The following is a 20,517-nucleotide window of genomic DNA, read 5'->3' as shown; positions in this document are numbered from 1 at the left end:
AAAGCTAATATTTTTAAAGCTTTAGTAATTGCGCCGCTGACGCAATAGCGACTTCTAAAGAATGCATTTTAAACGGTTTTGAAATAAACATATCCATACCAGCTTGTTTGCACGCTAATTTATCTTGCGATGAAGTATTGGCTGTAAGGGCAACAATATAGGTTGAATCGTGCGGACAGATACTTTTTGATCGCAGTTGTTTTGTAGCCTCAAAACCATCGAGTATAGGCATAATACAATCCATAAAAATAAGGTCGTAATGCTTTTGCTCGCATTTAAATATGGCATCTTGCCCATCTACTGCAAAGTCTGGCTTTATATTGAGTTTATTAAGCGACGCATCAAGAACTAGCCTGTTTATGTCGTTGTCATCCACCACTAAAACAGAAAGCTTAGAAGCGTTAATGTTTATTTTTGATAGCGGATTTAGCTCTACTTTTTGCTCTTTACCTAGCTCTATAGGGATACTTAGCGAAAAAGTAGTTCCCTGATTAACTTTACTACTGACCTTGATTGTTCCACCCATGTACTCAACAAGTTCTTTAACTATTGCGAGGCCAAGTCCTGTGCCTCCTTTACTGTTTTTAGCATCTACTTCTTGAGTAAAAGGGGAGAATAAAGATTCAAGAAATTGGCTAGTCATGCCTCTTCCCGTATCGGCGACTTTAATGTTTAGCGTTAATTTATTATTGTTATTAATCACAGACGTGTGCAGTTTTACACAACCACGCTCAGTAAATTTTAACGCATTACTTAATAAGTTGGAGGTAATTTGACTTAGGCGTGTGTTATCGCAATATGCCCAGCAGCTATCAGAAATTTCATTTTTTACTTCTAGTTCTACATTGCTGTTTTTAAATAACGGGGTGTACAAAGAAATGAGATCAGTAAATGTTGTATTTAATAAAACATCCGTGGGTTCTAGTTTTAACTCACCGTGGTTAATTTTAGAAAAATCGAGTACTTCGTTTATTATGCTCAAGAGTATATCTGCGCTACGCAGCGCGACTTTTATTTTTTCGGTTCTCTTTTGTTCGTTATGTTCATCTATTAACGTAGTAAGCATGCCCGTAATGCCATTTAGCGGTGTTCTAAGTTCGTGGCTTATTTTTGCAAAAAGCATGCTTCTATCTTCGAGTAATCGCTCGGCTTGTTCTTGTTTATTTTTAAGCTCTTCTCTTAAAGCCACTGCTTCGGTAATATTTTGAAAGGTACCAAACAAACGTACACAGGTATCACCGTCAAATTCGGCTTCACCAAATGTAGATACCCAAATGGTCTGATTTTTGGCTGTAATAATTTCAAGCTCTAGATGCCACTTTTCGCCGTGTTGTATAGCAAGCTCAACTGCTTTACTTATTTCGTCTCTGCTTGTACCTTCTTTATAAAAGTTAACTGCAGATTCAATTTCAGGCTGATAGTTTTCATCAACTTGATGGATTTGTTTAGTTTGCTGACTCCAATAAATTTTATTATTAGTAAGGTCAACTTCCCACGTGCCTATATTTGCTATGCTTTCTAGTTTTAATAAGCTATTGCTGTTTTTTATTAATTTTTCTTTAGTGATGCTGCGAGCTAGTTCTGCCCCTAACCACTGCGCAAATAGCTCAATATAGTCGTAGGCGGCATCTGTAAATACTGGAGATTGATTGGCAGAAGAAAAATTTACAGTTCCAAATATATCGGTACCTATTTTAATAGGTGCCCCAATATATGACTCAAGTTTAAAGTTTGCATAGCAAGGATGGTCAGCAATTGCGCTTTGTGAGACGTTATGAAATGCAAGTGCAGAACCCGCACTAAGAGTGTGTACACAATAGGTGCCATCTAAATCAAATTGAGTACCTATTTCTAATGCATTATCTGGCGTAATGGCATGTAGCACGGTATAGCAGTTTTTCTCGACCTTACTAATAATAGCTAAATCAAGGTTAAACACTTTAAGTCCAAATGCTAGTAGCTGATGGGTTTTTTCATCAAAGTCTAAACTTTGGCTAGATACTATGTCGTGAAATTGCCTAAGAAAATTCAATAGTAAACATCCTGTTGGTTTTAGAACTGAGTCTATAGCTTGATAAAGCACTAGTTTAACAAAAAAATTAAATATATTTAGTTAATTATTACTTTATATAAACTTTCTCCAATTAAGCACAACTGATTTAAACACAAACTGCGAGTAAGTTGCTCGCAGCTTATTGTGTATATTAGTACGTTGAGTTTGGTGTGTACTCAGGGTTGATATCGCCGCCTACTTCCTCTGGGTCAACATCGTTAATAAGCAGTGTTTCACGTACAGCTTCAATGTGATCAAGTACGCTTTGGTAGCGCTCGCCATATTCATACTTTGTCACTTCAATCGCTTTAGGCATGTAAGTAAAAGCTATTTTTAGGGCGTGGAGTGCTTCTTCGTTTATTTTTTCGCTCATAATGTTCTCTTATGTGTAGGCTATAGCTAACCTGAGTTCTGGATAATAAATCTATCTCAAGCAGCTATTTTTAGCGCTAACTGCGTTGAATTTCCTTGCAATAGACCAGCTATTGACGCGTAAATTTGCCTTGTTTTCACCAAAAATTTCTAGCTAGAGAGAGACAGACTTAAATATCGTTATTATTTACAGTGTTTTTAAATCTCTTAACCAGAATTTAGGTTAGTTAGTAAAATAACACCAAATACGATTCGGTAAAGACCAAAACTAACAAAAGTGAAATTTTCTAGAAAGCGTATGAATAGTTTAATAGTAAAATAAGCAACTATAAAAGACGTTAAAAAACCTACAGCAAGGGCAGTTAGGTCATCTAAGCTAAACAGTTGGTAATGTTTAAGTAAGTCGTACCCTGAGGCTGCTGCAAGTACAGGTAAACCAAGTAAAAATGAAAATTCAGCGCTGGTTTTTCGGTTTAAACCACACAACATGGCACCAACAATAGAGCTCCCAGCACGACTAGTCCCCGGAATTAACGCAAATACTTGTGCTACGCCAATCCAAAGTGCTTGTTTATAAGTAACTTGGGTTACATCGGTAGTTGTGCAGTGAGCCTCTTTATAACTGCGCTCTAATAGTAAAAAGATCACACCGCCTACAATAAACATAACACCTACTACTGGTACGCTAAACAGTGTTTTTATTACATCACTAAATATAAAACCAATAATACCCAAAGGAATAAATGCAATGGCAACTTTCACCCATAAATTGAAATATTTAGGGCTAAACTTGTCTTTATAGTTGGCTAGTACCGCCAAAATGGCGGCAAGTTGGATAATGACTTCGAAGGCGAGGTTAGTGTCTGTTGATTCAATGCCTAACCACTTTGACGCTACAATTAAGTGCCCAGTTGATGATATGGGTAAAAATTCTGTTATACCTTCAATAATACCTAAAATAATCGCGTTAATTATATCCACGGTTTACTGCTTCCTGAAAAATTAAAAAGCCCGAACTCGGCTTAACTGAAATGACGCATTACTGCGTACCTAAATTGCGAGGCGTAGCATAAAAGCTCTTAAAGCAAACCAACAGTATTTTTAGACTTAATGTGTTTAATAAATTGCATTAAGTGTTAAATGCACAATATAATAACAATTGTTATCATTTGCATATGATGTTTTGTATATGTTTGGGCAAATTTAATGAGCGAATAATGAATAATAAAAAAACGTTTACAGCTACACGGCGAAGGCACCTAATTGCATGTGTGCTAGCGCTAATTACTGCGGTAATAATGATTCCGGGTATGACAACTTATTTACCGTTTCAAATGAATGAACAAATATTACTGCCTATTTTACTCTTTCCTGTTATTTGGACTGCGTTGTTTATTTATGCGTATTTGGCGCAAAAGGTATGGCAACCGTTTGTTGTAATGTTTGCACTGTGTGTATTACATGGTTTATTGAGTTTTTGGGCGTTAACGCAGGGGCAGGGATGAAGTCGATTACTTTAAAAAAGCTATTTTTATTACATAGCTGGGTAGGAATTATTACTGCTGTACTGCTATTTATTGTTGCATTTAGTGGGGCGTTAGCAGTGCTGTCGCGACCTGAGTTAAAAATATGGGCAAATCCAGAGCTACAATCTAGCCAACACGTTGCCAGCGCGCAAATTAATCGACTAGTAAACGAATACCATAAACAGGTGCCTAGTGAATTTGGCGAAAACATTCATGTGTTTTTACCAAGTGGACATAACTTTCATTTATTAACGTTGGTATTTGAATCCCACCATGGCGATGAAAACTATGACCAAGAGGTGGCCAGAGTATTTCAATTTCATCCCAATACATTGGCGCTGGAAAATACTTACTATGGGCCTAGTAAAGAATTTTACGCTAATAAAAAAACGGATGCGCCAACTTATATAGGTGAGTTTCATGCAGATTTGCATTTAGGGCGACCAATTGGGTTAATACTCACTGGTTTTTTAGGTTTAACACTTTTAGTAAGTGCAGTGACAGGCTTGTTTATTCATCGTAAATTGATAAAAGAGCTCTTTACGTTTAGGCGAGATAAAGGATTAGATATTGCAGTAAGCGATGCTCATAAGGTCATAGGTATTTGGGGCAGCGTATTTAATATTGTAATTGGTTTTACAGGATCATTTTTAGGGCTTGCGACCGTTATTTTATTACCAGCAGCTGCGTTTGTGAGCTTTGGTGGCGATCAAGATAAGTTAATAGAAACGTTTACCGCTATTCCTGAGCCGGTAGTTAGCCACATTAAGCAACCTACAAAAATAGACACTATTTTAGACAATGCTCATAGTCGTTACCCTGAAGCAATAATTAGGGATGTCACAATAATGGCGCATAACGATGCGAATGCGCAGGTGTATTTGCGTTTGTTAGGTGGCGAGGCAGTTGCTTCTCAATTACTGCATTATAAAGGCAATGGTGAGTTTGTGCAGTCGATGAGTAGTTTTGGTGATATTTCAGGTGTTTCGATAAAAGTAATTGAGTTGATGTTTCCGCTGCACTTTGGGAACTTTGCAGGGGTGTTTGTAAAATTACTTTGGGTATTGCTTGGCTTAAGTACTGCGCTTTTACCTATTTCGGGCATGATGATGTGGCTAGCAAAGCGTACACGTGGCAGTAGCCCGTCGCTGAGTGTGCAGGCATATGCACGCTGGAATCGTTTTATTATTGGTAGTTGTGGAGGCTTGGTATTAGCAAGCTTTGTGTTATTTCCTTTGCAAGTTGTACTTAATTATACCGTTATTGGTGTGGCGCAAAATAGCTTTTTTGGACCCGTGTTTTTTTATACGTGGTTGGCATGGTTACTCTTAAGTGTATTGCCTATAGGTTATAAAAACTATTTTAAGCTGACTCTTTTGCTATGCGGCGCTTCGCTTGCTTTGGTGCTGCCGCTCAATATTATATTTGGCGTGAGCAATGTTATTAACCTTAATAGCTCGCTTGTCGCGATAGTAGATATAAGTTTTATGGTGGTGGGTATCGCGTGTATTTTTGGTGCCTTAAAAATAAAAAACACACAAAAATTACAAGCAGAGGTACAACCCGCATGAACGAACTACTAATTATAATTGCCATGGTAAGTCTATTATTAATGATGCTCAATATACGCAAAAACACACTCACAATACCCACTATAGCTTTTTTATGTACACTGCTATTTAGTTTAGCGCTGATATGCTTTATGAGTGTTTATGGTATTTTAGGCGGTGCAATATGCACCGTTGTAGGAGCTATGTTAGCAGGGTTACTAACTGCAGTTATTGCGGGTAAAGCGCCGCAATTATTAGGGTAAATAATGCATTTATTTAGCTAAAAAAGCCTTAGCAGTATCAACTCCCATATTGTAACCACTATTAAGTACTTCAAACTTTTTAGTGGTTCGGCCAACTTTAAAATTAGTCGGTGGAGCAATAATATTGATTTTGCAGTCACTAGGTGGATTCATAATAAAATCGATAGACTTATTATAAAAATTAGCCCTGTTTAAGGTCGTTTGAATTAATGCTGGATAGTTTTTATACATTTTTTTAGTAAGCCAAGGTGCCTTACTTGGTTTTTTACGATAGCCTAAACATTGAGACAAAATAACGGTGATTTCGCGTGCACCCATTTCGTAAGCTTTTATAACCGGAATTGAATCAGCAACACCGCCATCGGTCATCGCTATGTCATTAATAATAGGGTAGTCACGATATGCAATGGGTATAGCGCATGATGCTTTTAATTGATGCACCATATCGGCGCTGGTGGCTTTTAAATAGTGTGCTTTGCCTGATTCGATTGCCGTAGATACAATATAAAACTCTTGTGGAGTTTGTTCGAATACCTCTGTATGAAGGCGTATTTCGCGAATTGTTTCTTGCCATAACCAATCTAAATCAAATAAATGACCACCTTTAATAAAGCGCGCTAAATTAATAAATTCAGGACGGCATGAATAGTCGGTAATCACTTTATAATTTCGCATTGGTTGTTTGCATAAAAATGCGGCTATATTAGTTGCTCCGGCTGAAACACCAAAATAGCGTTCAAACGGGTGGTATTGCTGTTTTAAAAACTCATCAAGCACACCTGCGGCAAATATACCGCGCATTGCACCGCCTTCAACGACGAGTGTGTTTTTATTATTGTTGTTCATGGCCAATCCTTTTTATGAAATTTGATGTTATCAACTCAGTCTAAAAAATGCGATAGAGATTACTAAATGTGTTGATAAATTAAAGCCAGGTACACATCGCGAAATTCACTGTTTTCTGGTAAGGTTTAGTATTACAAGGCTTTGTTAATAATAAAGAATAACTACTTATGTTTGATCCTAGCGTAACCATTTTTGAAAGCACACAGAGTCAGCTTGCAGAAAGTCCTCTTTGGCATCCTATGCTGAACACTTTTTTTTGGGTCGATATAAATAAAAAATTACTTTTAAGCAAAAATATACACAGCGAAAGCCAACTAAAAACCGTGAATATGCCCGATACGCTCAGTGCAATAGCGTGGATTGATGAGCAGCACTTATTGCTAGGGACAAGTACTGGTATATACAAATACCATATTAATTCAAGCACTCGCCATCTTATTCTTAATATTGAAAATACACAGCTAAATCGACGTTCAAACGACGGCCGTGCTGATCCATGGGGTGGCTTTTGGTTAAGTACAATGGATGTAAATGCTAAAAAAGGGGATGGTAAAATATACCGTTATTATAAAAACCAGCTTAAAGCCGTTGTAAGTGGTTTGAGTATCCCAAATGGATTGTGTTTTGATAAGTCCCGTTTACGCGGTTATTACTGCGACTCTTTAACTAGTTGCATTTATGTATTAGATTTGGATGAGAAAACTGGTGAGCCTTGCGCTGAGCCACGTGTTTTTTATCAATTTAATAATACTGATGTTGACCCCGATGGCTGCGTAACCGATAAATTAGGCAATTTGTGGCTAGCTGTTTGGGGAATGGGATGTGTTATGTGTTTATCCCCAAGCGGTGAGCTAATTAAAACAATAGAGCTTTGTGCATTAAAACCGACGTGCACCGCCTTCGGTGGTGAAAATGCTGAGTTACTACTTGTGACATCGGCATTTGATGAAGCGATTAATAATACTGTTGGTGAACAAGGCGCTGTATTTCAGATCTCAGGTATAAAAAAAGGGCAGTTTGAGCCGCCCGTTTTACTGTGACTTATAATTTACAGTGATGATTAGCTTTTAGGCGTAACCCACATAACACCCACTTCTTTTTTGGTTACTAAAACCTCAGTACCGGCGATAATTGGTTGCTCACTTTTGAGTTTCCAGCTGATACCAGAGTATTGATGTGTAGTTAAACCTTGCTCTGTTACATCGCTAGTAAGTACAAAAGTAAGTTCAGCAAAATCACTATTCACTTGCTTCTTATCTACGCGATTTTGCATTTGTTTTAATGGTTTCCAAAGTGCAACGGCCAAGCCTGCTGTTACCACTGTGTTACTCCAAAGTGCAGTGGTTAATGAGTCAGGTAAAATACCAAAACTCATTAATAATCCTGTGAGGAATAACGATAATCCAAAAAACAATAAAATAAATGTAGAAAGGCCAAGTACTGCTACTTCTATTATTAAAGCAACAATACCAATTACCATAAGTGTTTGCGGTAAATTTTGCGTAATAAAATCCATACAAACCTCTTTATTTAGTTATTAACCCAGATGCTTTTTATTTAAGCTATTAATAATTGCCATACCTTGAGCAACCATTGAGCTTGCATCTGTCGCGTTATCTGGCAGTAATACAATTGATGACTCACGAGCAATCGCTTCTTTAGCTGCAATTGCTTTAGTTGCCAGATCTAGCTGTATTGCTTTTTGACCTTGTTCTGTATCTGCGGCTTCACCTACTTTGATAAGCGCATTTGCCTGTGCTTCTGCAACCGTCGTAATAGCTGTTGCTTCACCTTCAGCACGTAAAATTTGCTCGGCTTTGTCGGCTTCAGCAGCAAGTACTTGTGCTTGTTTTTTACCTTCAGCAACGTTGATATTTGCTTGGCGATCACCTTCTGACTCTAAAATTTGAGCTCGTTTAACACGCTCAGCTTTCATTTGTGCTTCCATAGCTTCCATAATAGAGTTAGGCGGCACAATATCTTTAATCTCATAGCGAAGTACTTGGATACCCCAAGGCTCAGATGCTTGGTTTATAGCTGCAACAATGTTGGTGTTAAGTAGATCACGCTCTTCAAATGTTTTATCAAGCTCCATTTTACCTAATTCTGAACGCATAGTTGTTTGCGAAAGTTGTACAACTGCAAAGGTATAGTCGTCAACGCCATACGTAGCTTTGTACGGGTCTAATACTCTAAAGTACAGTACGCCATCAACTATGAGTGAGATGTTATCTTTAGTAATAGCTGATTGCGATGGTACGTCTTGAGCTTGTTCTTTTAAGCTACGATCAGCCGAGATTCTATCAATAAATGGAATAATAAAGTTAAGGCCAGCTTCTTTAGTTGATTGGTATTTACCAAAACGTTCGATTAACCAGGCGCGGTTTTGTGGTACAAATTTAACGCTACTTTTTAAAAGCACGATAACAAAAACAAGTAAAAAAGCCTCAACAGTAAAAACTATATTGAGAATTTGTGTGACTGGATCCATTTAAACATTCCTTATAATAATTAAACGCTGAGTAGTTGTATTGTTTATAATTTCAGCGTGTATAGATTATCACTACAGAGAACTTTAAACCACTAAAACTCACTGCAGTGCGCCACCTTAGTCGGTTTTTAAAAACTAGCTATTTTATTTCTACCTGTTTCTTTTGCGTTATAAAGGGCTATGTCGGCGTTAGTTATAACCTCTTTGGGTTTTGTTTTGTGATTGGGTATGAAACTATAAAACCCAATGCTTAAAGTGAGGTATTTACTGACAGTTGAAAAGTTATGTTCAATTGCGAGTTCTGCGATTTTTTCCTGAATAAGAACAGCAAACCTTTGACAGTGTTCTGTGTCGACTGCAGGTAAAACTATCGCAAATTCTTCACCCCCGAAACGAGCTGCTAGATCACCTTCGCGTTTACAAATATTGTGTAGCGCTTTGGCCACTCGCTTTAGCACTTCATCGCCAAGCTGATGCCCATAGTTATCGTTATAACGCTTAAAAAAATCAATATCACACATAATTAAACTAATGGGTTCCTTATTACGTGCACAGCGCTTAATTTCGCATTTTAAAGTCTGATCAAAACAGCGTCTATTAGCAATGTTTGTAAGGCCATCAGTATTGACTTGTTTATTGAGTTTTTGGTTGGCGTTAATGAGTTGCTGCTGAGTTTGTTGAAGCTCTTGCTTATAATTTAAATTTTTGAAAGCATTAGCAAGCATTTCACCTACTAACCTTAGGCGAATAAGGTCTAAATCTGTCCAATCTCGCTTTTGAACAACACAATCACAGCCAATAAAGCCAACCAGTTCTTTGTCATAACGTAATCCAATGCAAAGTACCGATTTTATTTCTTGTCGCTGGAAAATCGTTTTTTCGCTCATTGCTTGAATGGGGAGCAACGTTACATCATTCACTCTGAATAAGTGGGTACGGGCCATCGAACTAAAAAAATAAGGGAGGTCGCTTTTTAAAAGGTTTTGTAAGTCGTCTTTAAAAGCTTTGATACCATCATTGACCCATTCGTGAGTGTTATTAATAGTTTTACCATCATCGGAAAATTTAAAAAGATAACTCCTATCGGCATTGCAAACCGTACCGACTGCTTTTAATGCATAGTTGATATGCTTATCAACATCGTCATTTTGAATATCAATTAAGTCAGTTGAGATGTTCGATATAATATTATCAAAATCATATTGTTCATCCACGTTGTTATTTAATATATCGATAATAATAATGGAGTTTGAATTAGGTAAATTTGCAAATTTTACGTTGAGTAGCAATTTGGATGATTGTTTCGATAAAATAAACTGGCATTGGTTATTTGCCGTAAAATAATCAAAGAATAGCTCCTCGAACAACAGATTTTTTTTACTGTGATGATTGGTTAAAGTGATGTGTGAAAAATCAGTTTTATAAAAATGTGATTGGTCTTTTAAGTCAAACAAGTCCTGTGCCTGGCTGTTAACTTTAAATATATCTTCATTTGCATCATAAAGTAATACACAAAACGGCAATAACTCCAAGTTTTGCCATGCTTCTTCTGATAGGTTATTACTCACTCAACTCTCCATGTGTCCAAGCCATAATTAAATTCTTTTTCTTTACTAACTATTAGCACATTTTTTTTGATTTACTAAGTTTTTAGTGCGTTTGCGGGCAGTACGTATTATAATTGATACTGTATATCATTACCCATTTCTACTCTAAGCCATCTTTGGCTTATTTGCACTTTAAGTATAGGTTATTCAAGCATTTCATGACAGAAATCACTACACACCAAGCTTCTCGTCGTCGGTTACTCATTGCGCTAGCAATTACGTGTTCGTTTATGGTAATTCAGGTTATAGGTGCTTATTATTCTAATTCGCTTGCTGTTCTTGCTGATGCGGGGCATTTGTTTGTTCACAATAGCTCGTTATTCATCGCACTGATAGCATCAAGTCTCGCTATTCATTTTGCCAAAACCTATAACGATGGCCATCAACGAGCAGAGCTTTTTGGTGGCCTAGTGAACGGGTTTTTATACCTAGCAATCAGTTTAATTATTTTGTATGAAGGTGGTGAGCGCTATATACACCAACATGAAGGAAATGAGCTGGCTATCAATAGTTATTTAATGTCGGTTATTGCTGCTATTGGTTTTTTATTTCATGGGGCTGCTGCATGGGTTTTATATAAAGGCCGCAAAGCGAGTATTAATGTGTACGCGGTATTTTTACACTCATTCTTTGATCTGATTTCTACCGTATCGACATTTGTTGCCGGTATTCTTATATATTTCACAGGCTGGGTTGTAATCGATATTTTATCGAGTATGTTAATTGCTTCTTTCGTATTATTCACCGGTATTAAGGTCATAATTAGTTGTATAAAAGGTTTACGCCTAAATAAAGCGAAACTTCCTAAAGTTACTGATATTGAAAGTAAAATTACAGATATGGAACATGTTCATAATGTCCATAACGTCACTGTAACGCGCAAATATAATGGTATTGTAGTAGGCGCACACGTTGTCCTTAAACAACATTGTACGATTGAAAAACATGATGAAGCGTGTCGTATGAAGGTAGAGCAATTATTAGCCGAAAAATTTAATGTACGTAATAGTGTATTACAAATTGAAAGCCATGAATGCCATCATATCCATTAATAGCATCTGATTAATATAAAAGCGTGTAATAATGATAGCACGCTTTTAATGTTTCAAATCAAATCAAATCAATGATATTGCTAAAACAATCGCTTTTACGTAAGTCTTTAGCATTCATTGGTTTTGCAAAGTAATAACCCTGTAATACATGGCAGCCAACCTCGGCTAAAAAGAGCATCTGTTCGCGCGTTTCTACTCCTTCTGCAATGCAGTATAGATCTAAGTTTTCTGCCAATGAAAAAATAGTTTTAATAATTGATTCATCTCCCTTATCTATACCAATACTATTTACAAAGCTTTGATCTATCTTAATAACATTAATAGGGAATTGGCTTAAGTAGGTGAGTGATGAGTATCCTGTACCAAAATCGTCAAGCAGTAATTTAAACCCAGCAGCTTTTAGGTTTTGCAGCTGTTTGGCTGCTTTAAGCTTATCTTCTAATAAAATACTCTCTGTTATTTCGAGCCTTAATTGTCTTGGATGAACTTGAGAGTCCGCTAATATAGCCATTAACCGCTGTGTTATGTTTGTTTTTAAAATGTGTTTAGGCGATAAGTTTAAAGATATATAAAACAACGGGTTTTCGCTGAGTATAGGCGCAAGTTCAATTAGTGAACGGTGCAAGGCTTGCTCAGTAAGAAGTTCTATTAAACCGGTTTCCTCAGCTACAGGAATAAAAAGAGCTGGAGATATTAACTGGCCTTCATTTTTCCAGCGCATGAGTAACTCCACGCCATTTATTGTTTTTTCTTCTATGTCGATAATAGGCTGGTAGTGATTAAAAAATCGGTTGTCTTTTACTGCATCTTTTAAATCATTTTCAAGCAGTAACTTTTGTTTTATTAGCTCATTCATTTCATCGCTAAAAAACTTAAAGTCGTTTCTCCCGCCTTGCTTAGCGTGCATCATTGCAACATCGGCATTACGGATGAGTATATCTGTGGTTACAGCATCGAATGGGTATAGAGCTACGCCAATACTTGCTGAGATATTAATAGAGAAGTCTTCAATAATTACTTTATTAGCTAATTCATTACTAATTTTTCTTACGTTATCGCGAAGAGATTGGAGTGATTTTATATTTTGAATCAGCACTAAAAATTCATCACCACTTTGGCGGCCAAGTATAGCGTTTTCGCTAAGCATACCGCTTACTCTTTGGGTAATATTACATAACAACTTGTCACCCACTGCATGACCAAAAGAGTCATTAACAGGTTTGAACTTATCTAAATCAATAAATAATAATGCGCATTGGGTATTGTTTTTATCGGCATATTTAATCGCCTTTTCAATGTTTTGATACATTAAACTACGATTAGGTAGGTGCGTTAGAGGGTCAAAATTAGCCAAATAGCGCAGTTCGTTTTCAGCACGTTTTTGTTCAGTTAAATCTGTAATAACAATCACATAGTAACTTGCAGTGTCTTTTGTTACAGCTGTGGCACTTATATGTATTGGGTGTTCATTATTTCTTGCTGTTTTTATATAAACATCACTTTGCCAGTTTTCAGTTGGTTTTAATTTTTTTAAAATACTAGCAAACTCTCTGCACTTATCTTTACCAATTGCTTTAATAAACAATTTAGGGCTAATTTTGGTGGCCGTTTGCTCGTTTGAAAATGTTTCAATAAAACTATTGTTCGCAGAAAATGGCATTAAACGCTTATCGAGTATAAGTAACCAATCGTTTATTTGGCTAAACGCTTCACCTAAAATTTTTGCTTGTTGCTCATTAGCTCGTTGCTCGGTGATATTGGTATATATGCCAGAAACATATAGAGGCTCATTTGTTTGAGGATCGTATATAACTTGCCCTGTATCTTGATACCAGAGCCAATGGCCATTTTTATGCTGTAAACGGTAAGTTGCTTGCCAGTTTTGTTGTTTTTTGTACTTGAAGTAGTTTTCCCATTGGTTTTCAAAAAGACGTCGATCGTCTGGGTGTATAATCGCTAAAAATTGATCTATATGCACGCGTTCAGGTAAGTCTGTATAGCCTAATTCACTTCCTCTGAGCGTATTTACGGAAGCGTCTTTAAAGTTATAATCCCATACGCCGCTTTTATTATTTTTAAGCGCGAGTTCTGTTTGCTTTTGCGAATGAATAGTCGCTCTATGGGCTTGTTCAATTGCTACTCGGCGGCTGCGATACTGCCAAAAAATAAAACATAACACCCCAAGTATTAAAATAATGTAGGTGGCTATAGCAATGGGCGATTTCCAAGGAGCATACGCCACGTTGATATTAAGTGTTCTAGGCTCGCTTGTAATAATACCATCACGATTATGTGCTGATATTTTTAGTGAGTAATTACCAGGTTGAAGCTTTGTGAAAAACACTTGATTAGATTGTAAATCTTCATATGTAAGAGACGTAGGCCCTGAAAGGATTACTTTATAATATGCTTTATCAATATTAGGGTAAGAGAAGTTAGAAAAGCTAACCGTCAATCCCATGTCTTCATAATTTAATTCAAGTGGTTTGCTAAGGTATTTATGAGGGTTGTAATTGAGTTCCCTAGTAAGGAGGCTAATATCAGTAATGGCTAGATTACTTTTTTGTAGTTGTTCTTTTTCATTAAAGTCTATCGGGTCAAGAAGTAAGGCTCCAGCATTGCTACCGAATATAAGCCTGCCATCGCTTAGTGTTGCTGCCGCTATTGGTGTAAATTGGTTTATATTCAAACCGTCTTTTACTGAAAAACTCACTACATTGAGAGTATCTAGGTCTATTTGATACAGACCATTGTCGGTACTTGCCCATAAAAAGCCGTTTTTATCGGGAAGTAGTGAATAGATAGAATCAGTATTAAACGAATTTTTTAATCCTATATAGTGCTTTCTTTCATAAGTAACGGGGTCAACGCCGAGCAAACCTTCGTGAGTGGTTGCTAACCATAAAATGTTTCGTTTTGAGTCTAAGTAAAAGTTTTCTACAGTGTAAAAAATATCTTCTTTAGGATTAAAAGACTGAAATATAGTCGTTAAAGTTTTCGTTTTTTCGTTGTACCTAAGGAAGCTTTTTGATGTGCCAAGTACAAACTCTTCAGGATGTGTGTCGAGGTGTTTATAAAAAGCGTAAGAAAATAAAGGATCGACTTGCTCTTTGAGCCCCTTAATAATTCTTGTTTTTCCTGTTGTTTCATTAAAAACATAAAAATTATCATTCGACATAAATGCATATGTGTCTGCAGATAACTGGGCAAAGCCAAATAAGTTGGATTGGTTAATTACATTTTTTTCTGTGTCTTTATTTTCAATAATTTTACCCGTTTGTTTATCAAACAGTTTAAAACCATCGAAAGTAACAAGCCAAAGGAATTGATTATCACCAATTGAAGACGCAAAAATATCATAAACGGCAGATGCCCCGTATATTGCTTTTGAGTCGGTTGAGCTCAGATATACATCACTTTTATTTGTTGCTTTGTCGTACCGTGCAATTCCATCTTCTGTTCCTAACCAAATAATATTATTTTTGTCTTGGTAGGTGGCATGAATAGTATTGTTACCGGGTAAAGTAATGTGTTTAAACCGTCGGGTTATAATTGGCCATGTAAACACGCCCTGGGTTCTAGATGCGAGCCAAAGTACGCCGGACTTATCAACCATTAGATCGTTTATTGAGTTTTCATTAATATTAAACTTACTTTTTTCATAATTTAATACGAATTCTAGTTCTTTGGTTTCGCGGTGATAACTGAACAATCCACTTTCGGTTGCTACAAACTCCCCGTAAACAGTATTGGCATAATCCCATATATTATAATCAGGGATTAAAGTTGTAATATTTGCTGCAGATATATTTTTGGTATTATCGAATGCTAATTGATACATGCCTTCAACAGTACCAACAAGTAATCCTAATTCATTATCAATACTTAAGAATTTGACGTTTACATTATCTATCGTATTTTTTTCAGGGGGATGAAGAGGTATTTTTACAAGTTCTGAATTATCTATATTTGCAGTGTATAAACCATCATTTGTACCAATATATAAAGTGTTTTTATATATTGTTAATGACCGAATGTAGTCACCTTTATTTGGTAGGGTTAGCTTAAATGTAAAGTGTTTACTCGTCTCATCAAATGTATATATTTGAGCATCTATGGCGAAATAAAAAGTGTTTTGTTGCTGAGTCATTGCAGAGATCGGAGAGAACATTTTTTGTTCTTTATCTATTTGACCAGAATAGATTTTTTCGGTTTTTAAAGTGAGGGGATCTATTATATAGGCACCAGAAAGATCTGTTGAGACAATGATTTTTCCGTCTTCGGCTTTAAATAATGCATAAATATAGTGTTTATCCAGGCCAAAGCCGCCACTAAAAGTTTTTACATTATATCCATCAAAACGATTTAAACCCTGTTGGGTTGCTATCCAAATATAACCAATATCATCCTCTTGAGTCTGCAAAACGTAACTTTGCGATAGGCCTTCGTCAGTAGAAATTCGTTGTAATTGCTGAGCATAGTTTTGTGATGCAAAAGTGCTTTGGATGCATAGTAAAAAAGTAATGGTGATATGAAAAAAAAATTTGCTCAAACGCACTTATAAACACTCTCAGTGGAAGATAGGATGATGCTTAGCTAGATAGTAAATATAGCATAAGTTTTTATTTTTTAATTACAAATAATATACATAACGCTAAAAGTTCTATTTTTAAATAGTGAGCTACTCTATACAGATAATAGTAAATGCTTATAAGGAGAGTATAGTGCTTTTCTCTAATATTGATGCAAAAAACAGCGTGTTATTAGTTATAGACTTACAAGAGTTGCTTGCTCCTGCAATTAAAGATTTTCCGAATATTTTAAAAAGCACATTGCAGTTAGCTCAAGCGGGTATTATTCATGGCGTTCCATGTTTAGTAACGGAGCAATATGTGAAAGGTTTGGGCGAGACTAATCAGCAAATTAAAAATACGTTACCTAATGCCACGTATTTTCATAAAACGTACTTTAGTGCGTGTGCAGAGCCTGGTTTTGTTGATACGTTAAAAAGCCATGGTAAAAAGCAAGTTGTTGTTGTGGGAACTGAAGCACATGTGTGTGTTTTACAAACATGCTTAGATTTAATAGAAAATGACTTTGAAGTTATTATTGTTTACGACGGAGTTGGTTCGAGAAACCCGCAACATAAAAATTTGGCGATTGAGCAGCTACGTCAAGCTGGAGCTGTAATTTCATGCGCTGAAATAGTTATTTTTCAATGGACAAAAAAAGCTGCAACGCCTACGTTTAAGAAAATACTGCCTATAATTAAGTAGACCACATGTATATAATATAAATCAAATGTATTACTTTTTGATGTGTCGGTAGTTTATTATTGTGTTCAGTGAACTGAAACTCGTTTTTACACGTATATTGCAGACTGCTTTATAAAACAACAATGCAAACAACAATTTTAAGGTTTTTATGTCTAGTATTGGCCGGTTATTTACAATTATTTTCAGTCTTTTGTTTGTCGAGTCTATCGCTATAGGCTTGTATTTCGACACATTAGCGCAGGCTTTTATGGTAGGTTTGCCATTGTGTTTATTACCTATATGGCTTTTAAAAACACAAGGTGATAGCCCTATTATCCCCCATGTGGTAGCTGCCGCCATAATGATGTTTTCTTTTTTGCACATACAACAAACTTTTGGGCTGATTGAAGTCCATTTTGAAATATTTATTTTAATGCCCATGTTAATTGTTTTTGTACAGTGGCGAGTGTTTATTACCGCTATTATTTTTGTAGCGGTACATCATTTATCTTTTTATTATTTACAAACTCAAAATACGGGTTTTTACGTATTTGACCCTGATAGACTCGCTTTTACTACGGTGCTAATTCATGCTGGATACGCAATAGTTGAAGTATTAGTTGCAGGCTATATTGCAAAAACGCTGCAACGGGAACGTCGTGCGGGCTTATCTTTAAGTTATGCGACAGAGCAAATAATGAAAGACCCTGAAAACATAAAACTCTCTCTTCGCGCTGATGATACTAAAAGTGAAGCTGTAGCAGGTTTTAACACGTTACTAGATTACTTATCTGATGTTATTAAACAGGTACAAACACAATCAGAATCATTGCAAAAAAACTCACAAGAGCTTATTGATGTACACGATCAGTTAGCGAGTGGTGCGGTTCAACGCACACAACAAACCGATGATATTGCTAATTCTGGCGCTCAAGTTGCCAATGGCTTTAAACTTGTAGAAGAAGAAAGTGAGGTGCTTAAGCGCCAAGTTGACCATATTACACAATCTGCAGGTGATGCATTAAAAGAAGTGCTTCAAACAGACGCTAAAAGTAGAGAGTTGTTAACACTGCTTAACCATACCGAAGAAAAAATAAACCACTTAGTGGCAGCGGGCGATGTTATTTCAGGGCTTCTTAATGAAATATCAGGCATTGCTGAGCAAACAAACCTACTTGCTTTAAATGCCGCTATTGAAGCTGCCCGCGCAGGCGAACACGGTCGAGGTTTTGCTGTTGTTGCTGATGAGGTAAGATCTTTGGCCAACCACAGTAAAGCAACAACAGATAAAATTAGTCTTACATTAAAAGATCTTGTTAATAATAGTAAAACGTCAACGCAATCAATGAGTCAGTGTGTGAGTTTTGTAGTTGATTTAACAAGTATTAGTGCTGCAATGAAAGAAAATATTTCAGCAATGAGCGAGCAAATAGCCGCAGTATCTTCAAGCTCTGACTCAGTTGCACAAGTGGTAGCGGAGCAGGCAGGTAATACCGAGTTAATAGCAAGCAGTACTGATACTATGCGCCAAAATCAGTACCAAGATACGCAAATAGTGCAGCAGTTAACCGCTAAGGTGCAGTTAATCGATGTAAGTATTGATGTATTAGAGCAAAGCATTGCCAAGTTTAAATAAATCTAACTCTTTTGTATTTTCGCTTATAGCTATATGGCTTGTTTGTGTTGTTGCAGGGTTAGTTTATTTTCAGTTAGAGCAACTTAAGCCGTTTGATAGCTCAAAAGTTTTATTGCAAAAGCACTGGTTTAATAACTTTAAAAAGCAATTGGACTGGGTTGACACTAATGAAGCGTCGTTAGTGCTTATAACTGAAAAAAATTGCGGGTGCACCATACAGGCTAAGTCGCATATTTCATCGTTAAGCTCTTTTGCTGCCAATAAAGCTATGAAGGTTGTACAAGTTGAATTAACACCAAAGCTTAAACACGTTATTCCGGCAACGCCTGCCGCCGTTATTATTAATAAAAACGGTGAGTTTGTTTATGCCGGTCCTCTCTCTGAAGGGTTAGCGTGTGCCCAGGGAAGTGGCTTTGTTGAAACTGCGGTCACTAATTTAGCTGCAGGCTTTAACTCAAACCTTTTAATTACGCAAACCAAGGGGTGTTATTGTGTAAATAATGCGTAAATAATGTGCAGAAAAAACTAAAGCTCGCACTTAAATCAACAGTTACGAGCTTTAATATTGATTAAATTGTCACTAACCCATAAATACCTAATAACACAAACACACAAGCAGCAATCGCGCGTACGGTATTTAGAGATATTCTTTTTAGTAATGCATTACCTGCATATATAACAGGCACGTTAGCAATTAGCATACCTAACGTGGTTCCTACCGTTACCCAAAACACAGACTGATATTGTGCGCCTAACAACACCGTCGCTATTTGTGTTTTATCACCAATTTCTGCAATAAAAAATAATACAAAAGCGACTAAAAAAGCCCCGTAGCTATCGTATTTACTACTTACATCTTCGTCTTTATCTGGAACTAATAGCCAAAGGCCAACAACAATAAAGCTGATGTTTACAAGCCAAGGTAAATATTCAGAAGAAAAACTATTACTTAACCACTGCCCAAACCACGCTGATAGGCTATGATTGAGTAAAGTTGCGGCTAAAATACCAAGAATAAGTGCGCTTTTATTACGAAAACGGGCAGCTAACAGGAGTGATAAAAGCTGGGTTTTATCGCCAATTTCGGCAAGTGTAACAGTGACGGTTGAGGTTAAAAAAACTTCCATTATTGATTCTTACAGGCGGGAATACTAAACCAAGGCAAACAACTATCTCCCGCCATGAGGATAGTGTCTACCTAGGTCTCGCCGATAACGCTTGCTACAACATTACAAACTTACCATGCACATGAGGTGCAATTATGTTGATAAGTTTACTCATTACTGAGCGGGCTACTCCCCTAAGAGGCGGCCATTATTCCATAACTTTACTTTTAGGTAAATATAGTTAAGAGAACAAATACCATATTCTAATAAATAATTTATATTTATTAGTGAGGAAGCTATTGATAACAATTGTCGTTTAGATTAGTATGCACCTATTGAATGTAATTAACACGGTTTGTATTGATGTATATTTGTCTTTGTCACGGTGTGACTGATAAAAAAATTGAGCAAACAATTGACGATGGTGCAACGACCATGCGTGAATTAACCAAAGAGCTTAAAGTAGGCAGCCAATGCGGTAAGTGTTGTGGTTGTACTAAAAAGATCCTTAATCGCAGACTTATTCAAATTGCGGATGTAACGGATCAAGTTGCTTAATTACATATAAAATTTAGATATAAAAAAAGCAGCTTTTTAGCTGCTTTTTTTATGCTTGTTTGTGTGATTCATAGAGGTCGTTTCAATATACTATGACGCTATGAACAAAGAAATTAAACAACGTTTAAAGTGGATTGAGCTTTACGAAAAAACTAATAATGCGGGCCTAGTTTGTCGTCGGTGTGGAATTTCTAGGCCCACT

General features: G+C 36.5%; 18 protein-coding genes and 1 pseudogene. 10 read left to right on the top strand and 9 right to left on the bottom strand.

Annotation, left to right across the window (positions count from 1 at the left end; translation table 11 throughout):
• Positions 1-13 precede the first annotated feature (13 nt).
• The 3 genes from H5088_RS12590 to H5088_RS12580 form a co-directional block, all read right to left on the bottom strand.
• Positions 14-2,032, bottom strand: coding sequence for an ATP-binding protein (locus H5088_RS12590; RefSeq protein ID WP_182753075.1), 2,019 nt, complete (start codon positions 2,030-2,032; stop codon positions 14-16).
• 172 nt (positions 2,033-2,204) lie between these two features.
• The gene (locus H5088_RS12585; protein ID WP_007375621.1) at positions 2,205-2,426 is read right to left on the bottom strand and encodes a hypothetical protein; all 222 of its coding nucleotides are present in this window, start codon (positions 2,424-2,426) and stop codon (positions 2,205-2,207) included.
• Between the two features lie 206 nt (positions 2,427-2,632).
• The gene (locus H5088_RS12580) at positions 2,633-3,406 is read right to left on the bottom strand and encodes an undecaprenyl-diphosphate phosphatase (RefSeq protein WP_182692529.1); all 774 of its coding nucleotides are present in this window, start codon (positions 3,404-3,406) and stop codon (positions 2,633-2,635) included.
• Positions 3,407-3,642: 236 nt separating this feature from the next.
• Between H5088_RS12580 and H5088_RS12575 the strand changes: the two genes are divergently transcribed.
• From H5088_RS12575 to H5088_RS12565, 3 genes are read left to right on the top strand one after another with little or no spacing between them, the layout of a single operon-like run.
• Positions 3,643-3,930, top strand: coding sequence for a hypothetical protein (locus H5088_RS12575; RefSeq protein ID WP_182692528.1), 288 nt, complete (start codon positions 3,643-3,645; stop codon positions 3,928-3,930).
• Entirely contained in the window at positions 3,927-5,522 is a 1,596-nt protein-coding gene (locus H5088_RS12570) for a PepSY domain-containing protein (RefSeq protein ID WP_182753073.1), read from the top strand. Before H5088_RS12575 ends, H5088_RS12570 begins: the two co-directional genes overlap by 4 nt.
• Positions 5,519-5,764, top strand: coding sequence for a hypothetical protein (locus H5088_RS12565; RefSeq protein WP_182753071.1), 246 nt, complete (start codon positions 5,519-5,521; stop codon positions 5,762-5,764). The genes H5088_RS12570 and H5088_RS12565 overlap by 4 nt, the downstream gene beginning before the upstream one ends.
• A 9-nt stretch (positions 5,765-5,773) precedes the next feature.
• On the opposite strand, the gene H5088_RS12560 is transcribed toward H5088_RS12565, so the two are convergent.
• A complete protein-coding gene (locus H5088_RS12560; protein ID WP_182753069.1) occupies positions 5,774-6,610 on the bottom strand; it encodes a patatin family protein in 837 nt (278 codons plus the stop codon).
• A 167-nt stretch (positions 6,611-6,777) separates the two neighbouring features.
• On the opposite strand from H5088_RS12560, the gene H5088_RS12555 reads away from it, so the two are divergent.
• A complete protein-coding gene (locus tag H5088_RS12555) occupies positions 6,778-7,650 on the top strand; it encodes an SMP-30/gluconolactonase/LRE family protein (protein WP_182753067.1) in 873 nt (290 codons plus the stop codon).
• A 20-nt stretch (positions 7,651-7,670) separates the two neighbouring features.
• Here the strand turns inward: H5088_RS12555 and H5088_RS12550 are convergent, their stop codons facing one another.
• The 3 genes from H5088_RS12550 to H5088_RS12540 all read right to left on the bottom strand — a co-directional run bounded on the left by H5088_RS12550 (position 7,671) and on the right by H5088_RS12540 (position 10,669).
• Positions 7,671-8,126 (bottom strand): NfeD family protein, encoded by a 456-nt coding sequence (locus H5088_RS12550; protein ID WP_024597362.1) that lies wholly within the window; start codon positions 8,124-8,126, stop codon positions 7,671-7,673.
• Positions 8,127-8,147: 21 nt separating this feature from the next.
• Entirely contained in the window at positions 8,148-9,101 is a 954-nt protein-coding gene (locus tag H5088_RS12545) for a slipin family protein (protein WP_024597361.1), read from the bottom strand.
• A gap of 128 nt (positions 9,102-9,229) precedes the next feature.
• Entirely contained in the window at positions 9,230-10,669 is a 1,440-nt protein-coding gene (locus tag H5088_RS12540) for a diguanylate cyclase domain-containing protein (RefSeq protein ID WP_182753064.1), read from the bottom strand.
• Between the two features lie 197 nt (positions 10,670-10,866).
• Between H5088_RS12540 and H5088_RS12535 the strand changes: the two genes are divergently transcribed.
• Positions 10,867-11,760 (top strand): cation diffusion facilitator family transporter, encoded by an 894-nt coding sequence (locus H5088_RS12535; protein WP_002960617.1) that lies wholly within the window; start codon positions 10,867-10,869, stop codon positions 11,758-11,760.
• Positions 11,761-11,818: 58 nt separating this feature from the next.
• On the opposite strand, the gene H5088_RS12530 is transcribed toward H5088_RS12535, so the two are convergent.
• On the bottom strand, positions 11,819-16,318 hold the full coding sequence (locus H5088_RS12530; protein ID WP_182753052.1) for an EAL domain-containing protein: 4,500 nt from the start codon (positions 16,316-16,318) through the stop codon (positions 11,819-11,821).
• 166 nt (positions 16,319-16,484) lie between these two features.
• Here H5088_RS12530 and H5088_RS12525 point away from each other — a divergent pair, with 166 nt between their 5' ends.
• The 3 genes from H5088_RS12525 to H5088_RS12515 all read left to right on the top strand — a co-directional run bounded on the left by H5088_RS12525 (position 16,485) and on the right by H5088_RS12515 (position 19,159).
• Positions 16,485-17,036: an isochorismatase family protein gene (locus H5088_RS12525; RefSeq protein WP_182695210.1), complete on the top strand. Its 552-nt coding sequence runs from the start codon at positions 16,485-16,487 to the stop codon at positions 17,034-17,036.
• A gap of 148 nt (positions 17,037-17,184) precedes the next feature.
• Positions 17,185-18,651 carry a methyl-accepting chemotaxis protein gene (locus H5088_RS12520; protein WP_182753050.1) on the top strand — a complete coding sequence of 489 codons (1,467 nt, stop codon included), beginning with the start codon at positions 17,185-17,187 and terminating at the stop codon, positions 18,649-18,651.
• Positions 18,635-19,159, top strand: coding sequence for a DUF6436 domain-containing protein (locus tag H5088_RS12515; protein ID WP_182716305.1), 525 nt, complete (start codon positions 18,635-18,637; stop codon positions 19,157-19,159). Before H5088_RS12520 ends, H5088_RS12515 begins: the two co-directional genes overlap by 17 nt.
• A 61-nt stretch (positions 19,160-19,220) precedes the next feature.
• Here the strand turns inward: H5088_RS12515 and H5088_RS12510 are convergent, their stop codons facing one another.
• Entirely contained in the window at positions 19,221-19,778 is a 558-nt protein-coding gene (locus H5088_RS12510; RefSeq protein WP_182753048.1) for a TMEM165/GDT1 family protein, read from the bottom strand.
• A gap of 342 nt (positions 19,779-20,120) precedes the next feature.
• Between H5088_RS12510 and H5088_RS12505 the strand changes: the two genes are divergently transcribed.
• On the top strand, positions 20,121-20,315 hold the full coding sequence (locus tag H5088_RS12505) for a (2Fe-2S)-binding protein (RefSeq protein WP_002960627.1): 195 nt from the start codon (positions 20,121-20,123) through the stop codon (positions 20,313-20,315).
• A 100-nt stretch (positions 20,316-20,415) separates the two neighbouring features.
• Positions 20,416-20,517 (top strand): annotated as a pseudogene (locus H5088_RS12500) (IS481 family transposase); the annotation flags it as partial.

It is taken from the genome of Pseudoalteromonas sp. SR43-3 (genome assembly GCF_014163875.1).
GTDB lineage: Bacteria > Pseudomonadota > Gammaproteobacteria > Enterobacterales > Alteromonadaceae > Pseudoalteromonas > Pseudoalteromonas distincta.
The sequence above is the reverse complement of the archived record's forward strand: the minus strand, read 5'-3'. Positions and strand labels throughout refer to the sequence as shown.

Excerpts from the sequence above, each read along its gene's own strand:
- H5088_RS12520 (WP_182753050.1), top strand. The coding sequence starts at position 17,185 with ATGTCTAGTATTGGCCGGTTATTTACAATTATTTTCAGTCTTTTGTTT.
- H5088_RS12585 (WP_007375621.1), bottom strand. The coding sequence starts at position 2,426 with ATGAGCGAAAAAATAAACGAAGAAGCACTCCACGCCCTAAAAATAGCT.
- H5088_RS12560 (WP_182753069.1), bottom strand. The coding sequence starts at position 6,610 with ATGAACAACAATAATAAAAACACACTCGTCGTTGAAGGCGGTGCAATG.
- H5088_RS12505 (WP_002960627.1), top strand. The coding sequence starts at position 20,121 with ATGTATATTTGTCTTTGTCACGGTGTGACTGATAAAAAAATTGAGCAA.
- H5088_RS12575 (WP_182692528.1), top strand. The coding sequence starts at position 3,643 with ATGAATAATAAAAAAACGTTTACAGCTACACGGCGAAGGCACCTAATT.
- H5088_RS12570 (WP_182753073.1), top strand. The coding sequence starts at position 3,927 with ATGAAGTCGATTACTTTAAAAAAGCTATTTTTATTACATAGCTGGGTA.
- H5088_RS12565 (WP_182753071.1), top strand. The coding sequence starts at position 5,519 with ATGAACGAACTACTAATTATAATTGCCATGGTAAGTCTATTATTAATG.
- H5088_RS12555 (WP_182753067.1), top strand. The coding sequence starts at position 6,778 with ATGTTTGATCCTAGCGTAACCATTTTTGAAAGCACACAGAGTCAGCTT.
- H5088_RS12510 (WP_182753048.1), bottom strand. The coding sequence starts at position 19,778 with ATGGAAGTTTTTTTAACCTCAACCGTCACTGTTACACTTGCCGAAATT.
- H5088_RS12535 (WP_002960617.1), top strand. The coding sequence starts at position 10,867 with ATGACAGAAATCACTACACACCAAGCTTCTCGTCGTCGGTTACTCATT.
- H5088_RS12545 (WP_024597361.1), bottom strand. The coding sequence starts at position 9,101 with ATGGATCCAGTCACACAAATTCTCAATATAGTTTTTACTGTTGAGGCT.
- H5088_RS12550 (WP_024597362.1), bottom strand. The coding sequence starts at position 8,126 with ATGGATTTTATTACGCAAAATTTACCGCAAACACTTATGGTAATTGGT.